Annotated in this window: 13 protein-coding genes; 5 read left to right on the top strand and 8 right to left on the bottom strand. The window is 54.7% G+C overall.

Features of this window, described 5'->3' with window-relative positions; all coding sequences use genetic code 11:
• Positions 1–56: 56 nt before the first annotated feature.
• The gene (gene glnA, locus DZE2538_RS19540; RefSeq protein WP_012886718.1) at positions 57–1466 is read right to left on the bottom strand and encodes a glutamate--ammonia ligase; all 1410 of its coding nucleotides are present in this window, start codon (positions 1464–1466) and stop codon (positions 57–59) included.
• 374 nt (positions 1467–1840) lie between these two features.
• Here glnA and typA point away from each other — a divergent pair, with 374 nt between their 5' ends.
• The 4 genes from typA to fabY all read left to right on the top strand — a co-directional run bounded on the left by typA (position 1841) and on the right by fabY (position 5972).
• A complete protein-coding gene (typA, locus tag DZE2538_RS19535) occupies positions 1841–3664 on the top strand; it encodes a ribosome-dependent GTPase TypA (RefSeq protein WP_012886717.1) in 1824 nt (607 codons plus the stop codon).
• Positions 3665–3885: 221 nt separating this feature from the next.
• Positions 3886–4497, top strand: coding sequence for a glucose-1-phosphatase (gene yihX / locus DZE2538_RS19530; protein WP_023641106.1), 612 nt, complete (start codon positions 3886–3888; stop codon positions 4495–4497).
• Between the two features lie 7 nt (positions 4498–4504).
• Positions 4505–4942, top strand: coding sequence for a D-aminoacyl-tRNA deacylase (dtd, locus tag DZE2538_RS19525; RefSeq protein WP_023641105.1), 438 nt, complete (start codon positions 4505–4507; stop codon positions 4940–4942).
• A gap of 88 nt (positions 4943–5030) precedes the next feature.
• A complete protein-coding gene (gene fabY, locus DZE2538_RS19520; RefSeq protein WP_012886714.1) occupies positions 5031–5972 on the top strand; it encodes a fatty acid biosynthesis protein FabY in 942 nt (313 codons plus the stop codon).
• 81 nt (positions 5973–6053) lie between these two features.
• On the opposite strand, the gene DZE2538_RS19515 is transcribed toward fabY, so the two are convergent.
• The 7 genes from DZE2538_RS19515 to gmk all read right to left on the bottom strand — a co-directional run bounded on the left by DZE2538_RS19515 (position 6054) and on the right by gmk (position 15676).
• Positions 6054–7805: an AsmA family protein gene (locus DZE2538_RS19515; RefSeq protein WP_038917043.1), complete on the bottom strand. Its 1752-nt coding sequence runs from the start codon at positions 7803–7805 to the stop codon at positions 6054–6056.
• 420 nt (positions 7806–8225) lie between these two features.
• The gene (locus tag DZE2538_RS19510; RefSeq protein WP_012886712.1) at positions 8226–9614 is read right to left on the bottom strand and encodes a nucleobase:cation symporter-2 family protein; all 1389 of its coding nucleotides are present in this window, start codon (positions 9612–9614) and stop codon (positions 8226–8228) included.
• A gap of 201 nt (positions 9615–9815) precedes the next feature.
• The gene (gene recG, locus DZE2538_RS19505; RefSeq protein WP_038917042.1) at positions 9816–11897 is read right to left on the bottom strand and encodes an ATP-dependent DNA helicase RecG; all 2082 of its coding nucleotides are present in this window, start codon (positions 11895–11897) and stop codon (positions 9816–9818) included.
• The gene (trmH, locus tag DZE2538_RS19500) at positions 11897–12589 is read right to left on the bottom strand and encodes a tRNA (guanosine(18)-2'-O)-methyltransferase TrmH (RefSeq protein ID WP_019846527.1); all 693 of its coding nucleotides are present in this window, start codon (positions 12587–12589) and stop codon (positions 11897–11899) included. The genes recG and trmH overlap by 1 nt, the downstream gene beginning before the upstream one ends.
• A 6-nt stretch (positions 12590–12595) precedes the next feature.
• Positions 12596–14698: a bifunctional GTP diphosphokinase/guanosine-3',5'-bis pyrophosphate 3'-pyrophosphohydrolase gene (gene spoT / locus DZE2538_RS19495; protein WP_016942718.1), complete on the bottom strand. Its 2103-nt coding sequence runs from the start codon at positions 14696–14698 to the stop codon at positions 12596–12598.
• A 24-nt stretch (positions 14699–14722) separates the two neighbouring features.
• Complete coding sequence (gene rpoZ, locus DZE2538_RS19490; protein ID WP_012886708.1) at positions 14723–14998, bottom strand: DNA-directed RNA polymerase subunit omega; 276 nt, start codon at positions 14996–14998, stop codon at positions 14723–14725.
• 54 nt (positions 14999–15052) lie between these two features.
• Entirely contained in the window at positions 15053–15676 is a 624-nt protein-coding gene (gene gmk, locus DZE2538_RS19485) for a guanylate kinase (protein WP_012886707.1), read from the bottom strand.
• 292 nt (positions 15677–15968) lie between these two features.
• Here gmk and ligB point away from each other — a divergent pair, with 292 nt between their 5' ends.
• Positions 15969–17654 (top strand): NAD-dependent DNA ligase LigB, encoded by a 1686-nt coding sequence (ligB, locus tag DZE2538_RS19480; protein ID WP_038917041.1) that lies wholly within the window; start codon positions 15969–15971, stop codon positions 17652–17654.
• Positions 17655–17734: the final 80 nt, after the last annotated feature.

Raw genomic sequence — 17734 nt, 5'->3', positions numbered from 1 at the left:
ATCAGACGGCAGTATGAACATCATTTTCTTCGTCCTGCCGTCAAGAGCGTGGGATGTTACACGCTGTAGTACAGTTCGAACTCAACCGGGTGCGGCGTCATGCGAACGCGGTCGTTTTCAGCAATACGCAGTTCGATGTAAGCATCGATAGCGTCGTCAGTGAATACGCCGCCACGGGTCAGGAACTCGCGGTCTGCGTTCAGCGCGTTCAACGCTTCTTCCAGAGAGCCTGCTACGGTTGGGATCTCTTTCGCTTCTTCCGGCGGCAGATCGTACAGGTTCTTGTCCATGGCATCGCCCGGGTGGATCTTGTTGATGATGCCATCCAGACCAGCCATCAGCAGTGCAGCGAAGCACAGGTACGGGTTAGCAGCCGGGTCCGGGAAGCGTACTTCGATACGACGTGCTTTCGGGCTCGATACCACCGGAATACGGATGGAGGCAGAACGGTTACGGGCAGAGTAAGCCAGCATAACCGGCGCTTCGTAACCCGGGACCAGACGCTTGTAGGAGTTGGTGGTCGGGTTGGACAGCGCGTTGATTGCTTTAGCGTGTTTGATAACACCGCCGATGTAGTACAGCGCGGTTTCAGACAAGCCGCCGTATTTGTCGCCGGAGAACAGGTTAGTACCGTCTTTAGCCAGAGACATGTGGCAGTGCATACCGGAACCGTTATCGCCGAACATCGGTTTCGGCATGAAGGTTGCGGTTTTGCCGAAAGCGTGTGCCACGTTGTGTACGACGTATTTGTAGATCTGGATTTCGTCGGCTTTCTTGGTCATGGTGTTGAAGCGGGTAGCCACTTCGTTCTGACCAGCGGTCGCTACTTCGTGGTGATGCGCTTCAACTACCAGGCCCATCTGCTCCATGGTCAGACACATGGCAGAACGCAGGTCCTGTGCAGAGTCTACCGGCGGAACCGGGAAGTAGCCGCCTTTCACAGCCGGACGGTGGCCTTTGTTGCCTTCTTCGTATTTGGTGCTGGAGTTCCAGGCACCTTCGATGTCGTCGATAGCAACGTGAGAACCGGAGATGCTGCTGCCGAAACGTACGTCGTCAAACAGGAAGAATTCCGGCTCTGGCCCGAACAGTACGGTATCAGCAATACCGGAAGAGCGCAGGAAGTCTTCAGCGCGTTTAGCGATGGAGCGCGGGTCACGGTCATAACCCTGCATGGTGCCCGGTTCCAGAATGTCACAACGGATGATCAGAGTCGGTTCTTCGAAGAACGGATCCATAACCGCAGTAGTCGCGTCCGGCATTAACACCATGTCGGATTCGTTGATGCCTTTCCAGCCGCCAATCGAGGAACCATCAAACATTTTACCGTCTTCGAAGAAGTCAGCATTAACCTGGTGGGCCGGAATAGTGACGTGCTGCTCTTTGCCTTTGGTATCCGTGAAGCGAAGGTCAACAAACTTCACCTCATGCTCATTCAGCATCGTCAAAACGTGTTCTACTGACATACTTGGTTCTCCCGATTGTGTCATTTATCGTCGTGGAACGAATATCGTTGTGGAATGATGTTGTTACCGTACAAAACATATAGCTAAAACTGTGCCAACTTTAAAGAATAGTTCTAACCAGCATTCCTGCTGGTTTTTTGTCTCCGCCTGAACTGCACCAAGATAGTTAACTGCACCAAACTAGTGCACCATTTTGGTGTTATTGCACTTAATTGGTGCTGTGAGTTTGTTAGGTGCTGCTTTATTGCACCGTGAAAGGGATCACAGACCAGTAATTCGCAGGTTGTTTGTGGAAGATGATTGTGATCTTGTTCAGTCGCTCGATTAATACGTGTACAATAGCGCGCTATTTCTAAAATGCCTGAGGCAAAGCTGTGATCGAAAATTTGCGTAACATCGCTATTATTGCGCACGTTGACCATGGAAAAACAACCCTGGTTGATAAGTTGCTGCAACAGTCCGGTACGTTGGGTGAGCGTAATGACGCCACTGAACGTGTTATGGACTCCAATGATTTGGAAAAAGAGCGCGGAATTACCATCCTCGCTAAAAATACCGCCATCAACTGGAATGACTACCGCATCAATATCGTGGATACCCCAGGGCACGCCGACTTTGGCGGCGAGGTAGAACGCGTGATGTCCATGGTGGACTCTGTACTGCTGCTGGTAGACGCGATGGACGGCCCGATGCCGCAGACGCGTTTCGTGACCCAGAAAGCTTTTGCCTATGGCCTGAAGCCTATTGTTGTCATTAATAAGGTTGACCGTCCTGGTGCTCGTCCTGACTGGGTGGTCGATCAGGTGTTCGACCTGTTTGTTAACCTGGGCGCTACCGACGAGCAGTTGGACTTCCCGATTGTCTATGCGTCCGCGCTGAACGGCATCGCTGGTCTGGACCATAACGATATGGCCGAAGACATGACCCCGCTGTTTGAAGCCATCGTGAAACACGTTGAAGCGCCGAATGTCGACCTCGACGGTCCGTTCCAGATGCAGATCTCCCAGCTGGACTACAACAACTATGTTGGCGTTATCGGTATCGGCCGTATTAAACGCGGCGTGGTGAAGCCGAACCAGCAGGTCAGCATCATCGACAGCGCAGGCAAAGTACGCAACGGTAAAGTGAGCCAGGTTCTGGGCCACCTGGGTTTGCAGCGTATTGAAAGTTCACTGGCGGAAGCGGGCGATATCATTGCTATCACCGGTCTGGGTGAACTGAACATTTCCGACACTATCTGCGATACGTCCTGCGTGGAAGCGCTACCGGCGCTGTCAGTAGACGAACCGACCGTGACCATGTATTTCTGCGTTAACACCTCGCCGTTCTGCGGCAAGGAAGGCAAATACGTCACGTCACGTCAGATTCTGGATCGTCTGCGTAAAGAGCTGGTGCACAACGTGGCGCTGCGTGTGGAAGAAACCGAAGATCCGGATGCATTCCGTGTATCTGGCCGTGGTGAACTGCACCTGTCCGTGTTGATCGAAAACATGCGTCGTGAAGGTTTCGAACTGGCGGTATCCCGCCCGAAAGTTATCTTCCGTACCATCGATGGCCGCCGTCAGGAGCCGTTCGAGCAGGTGACCGTGGATATCGAAGAGCAGCATCAGGGTTCAGTAATGGAAGCGCTGGGTCTGCGTAAAGGCGAAATGCGTGACATGATCCCCGATGGTAAAGGTCGCGTACGTCTGGATTACGTGATCCCAAGCCGTGGCTTGATCGGCTTCCGTACCGAGTTCATGACCATGACCTCTGGTACTGGTCTGCTGTACTCCACCTTCAGCCACTATGATGACATCCGTCCGGGTGAAATCGGCCAGCGTCAGAACGGTGTGTTGATCTCTAACGGCCAGGGTAAAGCAGTTGCTTATGCACTGTTTAGCTTGCAGGAGCGCGGTAAGCTGTTCCTGGGTCACGGCGCTGAAGTGTACGAAGGCCAGATCATCGGTATTCATACACGTTCTAACGACCTGACCGTTAACTGTCTGACCGGTAAGAAGCTGACCAACATGCGTGCTTCTGGTACTGACGAAGCGACCGTACTGGTACCGCCGGTGAAAATGTCACTGGAGCAGGCGCTGGAGTTCATTGATGACGATGAACTGGTTGAAGTAACGCCGACCTCGATTCGTCTGCGTAAGCGTCACCTGACGGAAAACGATCGCCGTCGTGCGAACCGTTCTACCAAGGAAGAATAATTCACTACTTTTAGTGATACCTAAGGCGGACGACGGGATTTGACGGCGCTGCCTTACGATAAGGCCCCTCTATGGGGCCTTTGTGTTTTTAAGGCAACCTCTCCTGCGCTTGTATCTGGCCCGCCCCCTTTTTAACCTTATTATGATCCTGCTTATCCTCCCTATTCAGCACGGATTTTTCTCGCTACAGTGAAAACCCTACTGGCCTGTCTGGAGGACACATGCTGTATATCTTTGATTTAGGTAACGTCGTAATCGATATCGACTTCAATCGTGTTCTGGGGGTGTGGAGCAATCTGAGCGGCGCCCCGCTGGCGACCCTGCGTAAGCGTTTTGAGCTGGGACACACTGTTGAGCTGCACGAGCGTGGTGAAATTAGCGATGAGGAGTTTGCGTCGCGGTTGTGCCATGAGTTGGGGATATCACTCAGTTTTGAGCAGTTTTCGACCGGTTGGCAGGCAATTTTCATCGGTGTGCGCAAAGATGTGATCGATATCATGCATCGGTTGCGGCAGGAAGGTCATCGCGTGGTAATACTCTCCAATACGAATCGCCTGCACTGTCAATTCTGGCCGGACGAATACCCCGAAGTACAACAAGCCGCCGACAGGCTTTATTTGTCTCAGGATATCGGTATGCGTAAACCGGAGGCGGCGATTTACCACCATGTGTTGCGCGAAGAGGGATTCGCAGCCGGTGACGCGCTCTTTTTTGATGACAATGCCGCCAATGTAGACGCGGCAAATGCACTGGGTATCCGTTCTATTCTGGTCAGCGATCGGCAGGTGGTGCCGGATTTTTTTGCCAGCCAGGTTTTTAAGCAGGAGTCGTAAGGCCGTTATGATCGCATTAATTCAGCGAGTCTCCGCCGCCAGTGTGGCGGTAGAAGGAGCGATAGTCGGGGAGATAAACCACGGGCTGTTGGTATTACTGGGCGTAGAGCAGGGCGATGATGAACAAAAGGCGGCCCGTTTATGTGAAAAGGTGATCGGCTATCGGATTTTCAGTGATGATAACGGCAAGATGAATGTGAATGTTCAGCAAGCTGGCGGCAGTGTGCTGGTGGTGTCGCAGTTTACGCTGGTGGCGGATACGCAAAAAGGGATGCGCCCCAGTTTTTCCCGTGGTGCCGCGCCGGCAGAGGCCGATCGCCTGTATCAATATTTTGTCGGTCAATGTCGTGAGCATGGGCTGACGACGGAAACCGGTCGTTTTGCCGCAGACATGCAGGTTTCTCTGGTAAACGACGGGCCTGTGACGTTTTGGCTGCAGGTATAGTTTAGCGACAGGTCTAGCCTGGTTGCCGGGTTAAGCAGCAATATTACGCTGTTAGCTGCAATATAAGTATGCGTTGAGAGGGGCGGTTATGTACTACCTGAGAGTACCGGAAAGCGCTGAAGAGCTGGACGCTTATTACCAGTTTCGCTGGGAAATGTTGCGTAAACCGCTACATCAGCCACTTGGCTCCGAACGGGATGCCTACGATGCGCTGGCGCACCATCAAACCATTGTCGATGGGCAAGGTAATTTGGTGGCGGTTGGTCGTCTCTCAATCAATGCTGAAAATGAAGCATCGATACGATTCCTGGCGGTTCATCCGGATGTTCAGCGTAAAGGGCTCGGAACCCTGATGGCGATGGCGCTGGAGTCGGTGGCGCGTCAGGAAGGCGTAAAGCGGGTGGTGTGTAGCGCCCGCGAGGATGCGATGGCGTTTTTTTCCCGCCTTGGCTTTGTGAATCAGGGTGAAATCACCACACCGATGACCACGCCGGTGCGTCATTTTCTGATGATTAAACCAGTGGCGACGCTGGATGACATTCTGCATCGCCCTGACTGGTGTGGTCAGTTACAGCAGGCATGGTACAACCATATCCCGTTGAGTGAAAAAATGGGTGTGCGCATCAGCCAGTACACCGGGCAGAAATTTATTACCACGATGCCGGAAACGGGGAACCAGAATCCGCACCATACGCTGTTTGCCGGTAGCATGTTCTCACTGGCGACCCTGACCGGGTGGGGGCTTATTTGGTTGCTGCTGCGCGAACGGCAACTGGGCGGCACCATTATTCTGGCGGATGCGCATATTCGCTACAGCACACCGGTAACCGGACGTCCCAGCGCGGTGGCGGATTTAGGGTCGCTGAGTGGTGATTTGGACAGGCTGGCTCGTGGTCGTAAAGCGCGGGTTCAGTTACAGGTGGAACTGTTCGGCAATGATAAAAAAGGTGCCGTATTTGATGGTACCTACATTGTGTTGCCGCCAGATCAGAATGAATCGCTAGAGCAAGGCGGTTCCGCCATTCGTTAATGCAACGCCACGATAAGCGATGACGACGAATATGAAACAGCCACCAGGACGGTGGCTGTTTGTGTTTATGCGCTTTGGTGCTTACTGTGCGGCAGGCGCCGTTGGTGTCGATGCCGGTTCAGCAGGTACCGAAGGGGCGGCGGGCGCACTGTCTGCCACTGTGCCTTGATGCATCGTCTGATTGATGGGGTGTCCGGCGCTATCGACGCCTTGCAGCGTACCGTTGAGTGTCGGTTTTAGCGGGCTTGCTGCTTCCAGTCGACCATTCAGATGTAACTGCAGATTGGTATTGCCGGTGGGTGCACTGGCAGGTGTCGGCCAGCCCCAGCGCGTCAGAATATCAAATGCGACGGCTTTGCCGTTCAGGTCCAGCGTAAATGCTCGCGCGGGCTGCTGCGCAATCACCGCTTTGGCCTCCAGTAAGCCGGTTTGGGTAAACGCGCTCAGGTCTGTTAGCGTGATTTGGTTGTCGTTAGCGTTTAACGCCAGCGAGGGACGACGAACATCCGCCTTGTTGAAGGTGGCGTCACTGGCGTTCAGGTTCAACGTGCCTTGCCATACGCCCCACTGATGGTTACGTGCCAGCAGCAGATTATTGCCGAAGCCGTCCAGGGCGGTGAGCTGGAATGGGAACGTGGGGTTGATATCAATCAGCAGGTTGTGGTTAGCGGTGAATTTCCGCAATTCCACTTCCGACAGCCAGTCGGGTAGCGTTTGTTGCCAGCGTTGGCGCCAATCTTCCGGTAGTGTGTATTCCATGCCTGCCACTACCAGCTCATCCAGCGTCAGTCGTTGATTGCTGCGTTGCCAGTTGCCGCTGGTGCGTAGCAAGCCGCCTTCCCAACGGGTGGAGAACTGTTTGATGTTCACACCCTGTTTTGACAAATCCAGACTGACGATTGGGTCAACCAGATGCATGTTGCCATTGACGATATCGGTGGCGTTGAATGACAGCGAGCCGTCGTCACTCTGCCAGCTATTTTGCCGGAATGTCACATTCTGTAGGGTGACGTCCAGATCGGTAAATGCCCAGTTTTGCCCTTCGATGCGGGCATCAATCAGGTCAAAACGATTAACGGTGACAGCGGGCAGACGAGTGACGGGCTGCCAGAAATCCGCCATCGACTGTCGGGTTTGCAACCGGACATTGCTCAGTCGCAGATTATTGACCAGCCAACTGCCGTCCGCCGCTCGGGATGCATTTCCCGTCAGTTCCCCACGCGCCACGTCGGCACCGAAATTCTCCAACGTCAGTTGCTGGTTGGCAAACTGACCTTGTACCAAGACCTTGCTGGCGGGCAGATCATTGAGTAGCAAAGAGTGAGCGCTAAGCTGGAAAGCGGCTTTCTTACCCAAAAGGTAGCCGGGCTCCGGCTGCCACGGGGTTATCCCCCCGGTGACCTGCTCGCCTTTCAGGCGCCAGTCGCCATCTTGCGCATGCAGCGCCATGGTTTTCAGTTGCAGAACATCGGCTTCAATCGGCAGGGTGAAATCGGTCTGTCCCAGATTGAGAGTTCCGCCTTCCAGCACCAGACTGGAAAAATGACGAGGGTCGGTAATCTGGCGTACGCTGAACCCCACCGAAACACGTTGCGCGACCAGTGTTACCGGTTGGTTTTTGTGGCCGAAACTGACATCCAGCAATTGAATACTGCCGGGCGAAGACCACTCATGCGCCATCTTTTTGAATGACACGTGGTATTCGGTACGTTGATTAACCCACTGACTGATATGCCTGGCTCCCCATTCAGTCTGGGCCAGGACATACAGCACCACCACAGCCAGTAGCGCCAGTAACAGCAGTGTGAGAAGAAGTTTCCCGATAAATTTCATTGCTTAAGTCCGCGCCATTCGCAAGGGATGATCGTGTTATGCCGTAATTATCCAGTCATCTCAACAGGTAACTTATTACAGACAATAAATAAGGGCCGATGTTATACCCGTCATACTTCAAGTTACAGGTGCGTTGGCTGCGCTCAGTCACCCGAATCACTTACCTGAGTAAGCTCATCGGGATGAAATGAGAGACATCCTGTCTCTCACCAGAGGCCAGCCTTTGGCTGGTCAAATTCGTTCCCGACGAATTTGTCTCTCCCTTGCCGCGTTACAAGGCTCAATGAGCCTTGCCCTGAAGGGCCAACGCGTTGCGTTGTTCAAAACGCAACACGTTTTGTCCTGAAACTCGAATTATTTAGGGTATACCGCCATCGGCCCTTATTATCACGTAAGAGGAAAAATTTCTGGAAGCGCGCTTTACTCTTTTTCGTGAGGGAACACCAGATTCAATACGATTGCTGTGATACCGCCCGCAGCAATACCTGATGACAGCAGGGTTTTCAACCAGTCTGGCGCGAACTGCAAAATCAGTGGCTGCTGGGAGACACCCAGACCAACGGCCAGCGACAGCGCAATAATCATAATAGCGCGACGATTAAGCGGCTCGCGGGAGACAATGCGCACCCCAGACGCGGCGATGGTACCGAACATGACGATAGTTGCGCCGCCGAGTACCGGCTCTGGAATATGCTGCACAAAACCGCTCACCGCCGGGAACAGACCCAGTACGATCAGCATCAATGCTACAACGAAACCGACATAGCGACTGGCAACCCCGGTCAGCTGAATCACGCCATTGTTCTGCCCAAAGCAGGAGTTGGGGAAGGTATTGAACACGGCAGACAGGCAAGAATTCAGGCCATTAGCCAGTACGCCGCCCTTCAGGCGCTTCATGTAGAGCGGGCCGCTGACTGGTTGCTCGGAGACGTCGGAAGTGGCGGTGATATCACCGATGGTTTCCAGCGAGGTCACCATGAATACCAGCATCAGTGGGATTAACAGATTCCAGTCAAAACCAAGGCCATAGTACAACGGGGTGGGGACGTTAATCAGCGAGTGGCTGGATGTGCCAGTGCTTTCCGGCAGCATACCCATCAGCCAGGCGGCCAGATAACCGACGGCCATTGCGATAACCAGCGATGCCACGCGCAAATAAGGGTTACGCTGGCGGTTCAGGATGATAATCACCACCAGAACGATGGCTGCCAGCAGCAGGTTCTTCGGTGCCCCAAACGTATGGTTACTCATAGCGGCAAAACCACCGCCGATTGATGTCAGGCCAACCTGAATCAGCGACAGTCCGATGATCATCACGACGATACCGGAAACCAGCGGCGTAATAATGCGGCGAGCCAGGTGCAATACGCGTGACAGCAGAATTTCAGTGCAAGAGGCTACCATCAGTGTGCCGAATAGCGCCGCCATCATCGTCGGTACATCTGCGCCACCGTTTTTCAGCGCCATACCGCCCATAATCAGCGGGGTAACAAAGTTGAAGCTGGTCCCCTGAATGGACAACAGGCCGGAGCCGACCGGTCCCCAGGTTTTGATTTGCAAAATGGAAGCCAGACCGGAAGCAAACAGCGACATGCTGATGATGTGCTGCGTATCCTGCGCTGGCAGGCCCAACGCCTGACAAATCAGTAACGCCGGGGTGATGACCGCGACAAACATCGCCAACAGATGCTGGCAAGCGGCGAATAACGTCTGCGGTAAAGGAGGCCGGTCCTCCAGACGGTAAATCAGCTCGCTGTTTGCCGGGGTAACGGCGTCAGTCTGGGGTAGCTCGGTGGTGGAAAGACTCATGATTGCGGGGCGCTCCTGAACGGCAAAAAACGCATTTTAATCATCTGCTGTGTAAAAGCAATCGATTGCGGAATGGGATTTACTTATCACCGGGAATCATCGTCGTAAACAGATAAACCCAACCGGATACAATCCTTTTATTAAGGATAAGGGTAACAACGCCGGGATGAGGGCAAAGCAATAAAAATGCTTTCTACGTCATCAGGCGTTGGTATAACGGGTACGTTCTGGCAACCAGCGCTCGATCAGTGCTCTGGCATGTTCCGGGTAGTGATCATGGATATGGCGCGAGACTCGTTGGACTTGCGGAATCAGTGCCTGATCGCGCAGTAAATCCGCCACTTTGAAAGCGGCGTTACCGGTCTGACGGGTACCGAGCAGTTCGCCGGGCCCGCGAATTTCCAGATCGCGCTGGGCGATGACGAAGCCATCGTTGCTATCGCGCAAAACCTGAAGCCGCATTTGCGCAGTTTTACTCAGTGGTGATTTGTACAGTAACACGCAGTGGGAGGCGATGGCCCCACGGCCGACGCGGCCACGTAATTGATGCAATTGCGCCAGCCCCAGCCGTTCTGGGTTTTCGATGATCATCAGGCTGGCGTTCGGCACATCCACACCAACCTCAATCACGGTCGTCGCGACCAACAAATGCAGTTGATTGGCTTTGAATGCCTCCATGACGGCCTGTTTTTCCTTCGCTTTCATCCGGCCATGCACCAGACCAACCGTGAGGTCGGGTAACGCGGCTTTTAGTTCCTGGCAGGTCGCTTCGGCCGCCTGTGCTTCCAACAGTTCGGACTCTTCAATCAGGGTGCAGACCCAGTATGCCTGCCGCCCCTCTTGCAGACAGGCATGGCGTACCCGCTCAATAATGTCGGCGCGGCGAGTGTCGGGAATGGCGACGGTGGTTACCGGTGTGCGGCCCGGTGGCAGTTCATCAATGACTGAGGTGTCCAGGTCGGCATAGGCGGTCATCGCCAGCGTGCGGGGAATCGGTGTGGCAGTCATGATCAACTGGTGAGGGTGGAAGCCCTGCTCTTCGCCTTTTTCCCACAACGCCAGCCGTTGATGCACACCAAATCGGTGTTGTTCGTCGATAATCACCAACGCCAGACCGCTGAACTGAACCTGTTGCTGAAAAATAGCATGGGTGCCGATCACCATAGAAACCTGTCCACTGGCGATAGCCTCTTGCTGGGCCTGCCGCGCTTTACCCTTTTGCTTGCCCGCGAGCCAGCCCACCTCAATACCCAGTGGTTCGAACCAGCGACGGAAATTAGCGGCATGTTGCTCAGCCAGTAATTCCGTTGGTGCCATCAGCGCCACCTGTTTGCCGTGAGCGATGGCCCGCAACGCCGCCAACGCCGCGACCAGTGTTTTACCGGAGCCCACATCGCCTTGAACCAGACGCATCATCGGAAAGGGTTGATTCATATCCTGTTCGATTTCCGCCACCACCCGTTGTTGCGCACCGGTCGGGCTGAACGGCAGCGCGGCCAGCAGTTGTTGCTTCAGGTCGTCTTTGGTATCCAGCGCCAGCGCCCGGTGGCGTTGTGCACCCGCGCGCACCGCCAGCATACTCAGGTGGTGTGCCAGCAGTTCTTCTATCACCAGACGTTGCTGTGCCGGGTGTTTTCCTTGCTCCAATTCCGCCAGCTTTACATCCGGTGGTGGGCGGTGCAGGGTGCGTAACGCATCTGGCAGGCTGATCAATCCGTGGCGCATTTCCTGGGGCAGAAGTTCGTCAATCGGATGGGTATCCAGCAGTTTCAGCGCCTGGTCGGTCAGCTTACGCAGCGTCGCCTGCCGCACTCCCTCAGTGGTGGGATAAACCGGCGTCAGCGTTTCCTGCAACTCGACCGTCGTGCTTTCGCCCTGCACCCGGTATTCCGGATGGATCATTTCACCGCCCAGCTTGCCGCGTCGTACTTCCCCATAGGCCAGTACGCGTTGGCCCGGCGACAGGCTGTTTTTCATGGCTGCGTTGAAATTAAAGAAGCGTAGCGTGAGCATGCCGCTGCCATCGCTGATTTGGCAGGTCAGCATCCGGCGTTGGCCGAAGGTGATATCGCTGCGCAGCACATCGCCTTCTACCGTAGCGTACATGCCTGGCAACAGATCGTTAATGTGATAAAGATGGGTGCGGTCTTCGTAGCGAAGTGGCAGATGTAGCAGCAGATCCTGCACCGTCTCCAGACCAAGACGGGCCAGTTTTTCCGCCTGGCTGGCCCCGACGCCGGCAAGGGTGCTCAACGGCTGGGTATGCAGCAGGCGGCTATCCATTATTGCTCCGTGGATTGCATCGCCGCCCACCAGGGTGCATCGGCAATCACCTGGCCGGTCTGGTCAATATGTGGGCGCGGCAGCCCTTTGCGTTTGGCGACGCGGGCCAGTACCGGGTAACCCCCTTCAAACAGCAGGCGTTGTTGCTCTTCCTCATCCAAAGGGCTGTCTTCGCGCTGGTACATCCCTGCCAACTGACGCTGGCGTTGCGCTTCATACAGAATCAGGGCGGAAGCGACCGACACGTTCAGCGACTGCACCATACCGATCATCGGAATGATGATGTCCTGATCAGCGAGAGCCAACGCCTCACCAGAAATACCGGTTTTTTCCTGGCCAAGCAGGATGCAGGTCGGGCGGGTGTAATCCACATCGCGGAAGTCGACCGCGTCGGCGGACAGGTTGGTCGCCAGAATTTGCATCCCCTGCGCTTTCAGATGGTGGGCTGCATCCTGAATGGTACGGTGGGTTTTGACTTGAACCCAACTGTTGCTGCCTGCCGCGGTAGACACCAAGGTTTTCATGCGACTGGTGGGCCACACGGCATGCACCTGATGTACGCCAACGGCATCGGCGGTACGGATAACGGCGGATACGTTGTGTGGCTTATGTACCTGCTCCATGCACACAGTCAGGTCAGGCTGACGGTTGTTAAGCATCTCGCGGATACGTGTATAACGTTCTGGGGTCATAACTGGCTAATTTCGGTTACGGTTGACTTTAATCACGTCCGGCATCACGCGGATCTTGCGCATAATATTCGCAAGATGGATACGGTCGCGTGTGGTGAGGCGGATAAAGGCGCTGTACACCCGGCCATCCCGTTCTTCAGTGTTGATACTCTGAATATTGGAGTTCGATGCGCTGATCGCCGCCGTCAGGTTAGCTAATGCACCCTGATGGTTGAACATGTCGACCTTGATTTCGGTCATGAAATCTTGCTCGGTTACCTCATCCCACTCTACCGCCATGAATTTCTCAGGCTCTTTCTGGTAGCCACGGATGTTGCGGCAGGATTCATGATGAATCACCAGCCCTTTGCCGGGGCTGACATGCGCGATAATGGGGTCGCCAGGGATAGGGCGACAGCACTTAGCGAAGGTGATCAAGACGCCGTCGGCACCCTTGATTGGCAGTTTGCGAATGCCGGTTGTGCCGTTTTCAGCACGCTCTTCCAGCAGATTACGGGCTACCACCACGCTCATGGCATTACCCAGACCGATTTCCGCCAGCAGATCATCCAGAGAAGCGAGCTTCATACGCTCCAGCTCTCGCTGAATGTTTTGCTCTGGAATGTCGGACAGTTTACGGCCGCTGCCCAACGCATGATTAATCAGACGGCGCCCCAGGCTGACGGAGTCGTCACGCTTGAGGTTTTTCAGCATCTGGCGAATTTTGGCGCGGGCTTTGGAACTGACGACAAAGTTGAGCCAGGCAGCGTTCGGGCGAGCGCCCGGCGCAGTGATAATTTCGATGGTTTGCCCGCTGGACAACGCCTGAGATAGCGGATAAGGCTGGCGGTCGACGCGTGCACCGACGCAGGCGTGGCCGATGTCGGTGTGTACTGCGTAAGCGAAGTCCACCGGTGTCGCGCCAGCAGGCAGCTCGACAATGCGGCCTTCTGGTGTGAACACGTAAATTTCGTCTGGGAACAGATCAGATTTAACGCTTTCTATGAATTCGAAAGAGCTTCCGGCGCTTTGCTGCAGTTCCAGCAGGCTTTGCATCCAGCGTTGAGCGCGCACCTGTGCCGTGGTGCTGCTGCTTTCGCCTTCTTTGTAAGCCCAATGTGCGGCAACCCCCATTTCCGCCATCTGGTCCATGTCCTCGGTACGGATCTGGACTTCTACCGGTACGCCATGTGGCCCGATAAGGGAGGTATGGAGCGACTGATAGCCGTTAGCTTTAGGGATGGCGATATAGTCTTTCACCCGACCCGGGCGCGGTTTATATAAGCTGTGTACCTGCCCCAGTACGCGATAGCAGGTATCGACTTCCCGCACGATCACCCGAAAGGCATAGATATCCATAATGGAATGAAAGCGTTGCTCTTTCAGGTGCATCTTGCAATAAATGGAGTACAGATGCTTTTCGCGGCCGCTGACGCGACAACTGATACCCGCTTCTTTCAAACGCCCTTCAATTTCGGAGAGGATCTTTTGAATCATCTCCTTACGGTTGCCGCGGGCGGCTTTCACCACCTCTTTAATAACCCGATAACGGTTGGGGTAGAGCGCTTCAAAGCCCAGCTCTTCGAGTTCGGTTTTCAGATGATGAATACCGAGACGGTGTGCGAGCGGACTATAAATTTCCAGCGTTTCCCGGGCGATGCGTCGGCGTTTGTCCGGACGCAACGATCCCAGTGTTCGCATGTTATGGGTGCGGTCGGCCAGTTTGATCAGAATGACGCGGATATCCTGCACCATCGCCATGATCATTTTGCGGAAGTTTTCCGCCTGCGCCTCTTTCTTATCGCGGAATTTCAGCTTATCCAGCTTGGAAACGCCTTCCACCAGTTCAGCTACGCTTTTGCCGAACAGCTGTTCCATATCCTGGTAGGTGGCGGGCGTATCTTCGATGACATCATGCAGCAAGGCGGCCATCAGCGTTTCATAGTCGAGACGCATTTCAGCCAAAATACAGGCTACCGCCACCGGATGCGTGATGTAAGGCTCACCGCTGGAGCGTGTCTGGCCCTCGTGAGCGTCACGTGCAACGAGATAAGCCTGCTTGAGACGTTTTATCTGGTCTTCCGGCAGATAACGCTGAATCAGCAGATTGAGGCTTTCAAACAGATACAAGGGCGACTCACGACCGAATGCGAATTAACGACGACCTTCAGCAATAGCGGTAACCGCTTGAATTTCCGCTGCTTCCTGTTCCTGTTGTTCCTGACGCTCGCGGGTGTCCAGAATCTGACCGTTGATCAGGCCTTCTTCAATTTCGCGCAGCGCAATCACGGTGTACTTATCGTTTTCTTCCGGAACCAGTGGATCTTTGCCACCCACCTGGATCTGACGGGCGCGACGAGCTGCGACCAGCACCAGGTCAAAACGGTTACCAATTTTTTCTACAGCGTCCTGAACAGTTACGCGTGCCATAGTGTGTACTCCAGTGGGGAAATAAAATGACTGGGCATCATACTGAAAGTGCCGTCAGTCTGCCAATAGTTTGGTGATTAAAGCGTCATGTCGAACTTTCTGGCGGCTCAGGCGCAGACGCTCAGCACGAATAATGGTTTTCAGATCCAGTAATGCCAGATCGAAGTCGTCATTCACAATAAGATAATCGTATTCAGCGTAATGGCTCATTTCTGCCACCGCCTGTTTCATCCGGCGGGCAATGACCTCTTCGCTGTCCTGACCGCGCCCGCGCAGGCGACGTTCCAGTTCGTCTTGCGAAGGCGGCAGAATGAAAATACTGCGGGCTTGCGGCATGCGCTCGCGAATCTGGCGTGCACCCTGCCAGTCAATGTCCAGAAAGACGTCAACGCCGGTGGAGAGCACCTGCTCGATAGCGGCGCGGGACGTACCGTAATAATTGCCGAAAACCTCAGCGTATTCCAGAAAGTCATCCGCTGCGATCATCTGCTTGAATTCATCGGTCGGGACGAAGAAGTAGTGTTCACCGTGAACTTCACCCGGGCGCATGGCGCGTGTGGTGTGCGAAATGGAAACCTGGGTGTCATAGAGTGGCTGCGTTTTCAACAGCGCCTGAATTAAACTCGATTTCCCTGCACCACTGGGGGCGGAAACAATATACAACGTGCCTTGAGCCATAATGAATTCTGCGTCTGATAAAGATGGAAGAAGAGATGCAACCAGTTGCGCGTTTTTCCGCATTATACACGCCGCTGTGTAGGCCGTCGCGTGGTGAAACACAGCCTGATACTCCACCCGTTATCTGTCACCCCACCTTTGTTTACTTTGCGGGCCGCTTTCCCGTTTTTCTTCTGCTTGCTGCAAAGCACTCAATACTGTGCGGCTTAGTTCGCATCACCTGATTTTTACGCTCGTATTTTCTGACTGTCTGCGGATTAATGCCTGGGTTTTCGCTCAGGGAGGAAAAGCGATGCGATATCGATATGCGCTGGCGGTCATGTTATGGCTTGCGACCAGCGGATGGGTCAAGGCGGAGCCTTGTCCGGCATGGTCCCCTGCACGGGCTGAACAGGAGATAGCCCGGCTGGGGCAACAACTGACACAGTGGGACAATGCTTATTATGACCGTGGCCAGAGCCCGGTTGACGATCAGGTCTATGATCAACTGCGCCAAACGCTGGCGACCTGGCAGGTGTGTTTTCAGGCGGACGCCGACGGTTTTGCGGTTAGCCTGCCATCAAGTGGTAAGCAACCACACCCGGTGGCGCATACCGGTCTGAAAAAACTGACTGAACCAGCGGAGTTGAAACAGTGGATAGCTCAGCATCGTGACCTGTGGATACAACCTAAAATCGACGGTGTCGCGGTGACGCTGGTGTATGAACAAGGAAAATTGGTCAGTGCCATCAGTCGCGGCAATGGTCGCCAGGGAGAAGACTGGACAGATAAAGTACGTCAGATGAATGCCGTGCCGCAGCAACTTTCCGGTATATCGGGTCGTCTGGTATTGCAGGGGGAGCTGTATTTGTCAGTGACAGCGCATCGGCAGCAGCTGACTGGCGGCATCAATGCGCGGGCTCAGGTCGCGGGTGAAATGCGACGAAAACAGCCGTCACCGTTGCTGTCTCGCATTGGCGTGTTCATCTGGGCCTGGCCTGACGGCCCGGCAGACATGCCGGCGCGGCTTGCAGCATTACGGGAACTGGGATTTGGGCTAACAGCAGACTACACCCAGCCCATTGCTTCCTTTGAAGAGGCGGCGCGATGGCGTGAACGCTGGTATCAAGCGCCGCTGCCGTTTGTAACCGATGGCGTGGTATTGCATCAGTCGCAGGAACCCGCCGGGCGTTATTGGCAGGATACGCCAACTGAGTGGGCCATAGCCTGGAAATACCCGTTAGTGAATCGGGTAACGGAAGTCACCGGTGTTGATGTCGAGATTGGGCGTACCGGCAGAATGACGGTCGTGTTGCAGGTACAACCGATGATGCTGGATGACAAGAACGTGAGCCGGGTTAATCTCGGTTCGGTTTCCCGCTGGCGGCAGTGGGATGTGTTACCGGGTGATCGGGTCAGCATCAGTCTGGCAGGATTGGGGATTCCCCGGCTGGACGCTGTGGTGTGGCGCGGTGCGGTACGTGAGGCGATTAGCGTTCCGGCGGCGTCATCTTTTGATGTGTTCAGTTGCTTGCAATGGAGCAAAGCGTGCCAGCCACAGTTTCTGGCCCGACTGGTGTGGATGAGCGGACGTAATGGGTTGTCGCTCAGCGGTATCAGTGAGGGCACCTGGCGACGGCTGATACAGCAGGGCAAGGTCGTCGATGTCGTTTCCTGGCTGGCGCTTGAGCCTGCGCAACTGGCAGCAGGCGGTGATGTTGATAAACAACACGTAGAGCGGATTTATCACCAGTTCCAGCGGGCGCGTCGCCAGCCGTTGCGGCAGTGGTTGCTGGCGTTAGGGTTGCCGTTGCCATCCAGTGCCAGACAGGCGCTGGATGGCGTTTCGCTCGAACAATTACAGCAACGTACGGTCGCACAATGGCAGCAATTTTCGGGCATCGGGGTGCGGCGAGCGCAACGTATTCGGGATTTTCTGCACCACCCTGAGATAGTCCGACAACTGACGTGGCTTAATGAGCAAGGCGTGAAATCATGACGGAAATAAGCGTATTTGGCAGGTAATACGGCGTTTGGCTGCCGGGTCGGACACTTTGTCATCAACCTGTCTGCTTTTAT

This window comes from Dickeya zeae NCPPB 2538 (genome assembly GCF_000406165.1).
In the GTDB taxonomy this organism is placed as follows: domain Bacteria; phylum Pseudomonadota; class Gammaproteobacteria; order Enterobacterales; family Enterobacteriaceae; genus Dickeya; species Dickeya zeae.
Note: the sequence above shows the minus strand (reverse complement) of the source record. Positions and strands in the feature narration are given on the sequence as shown.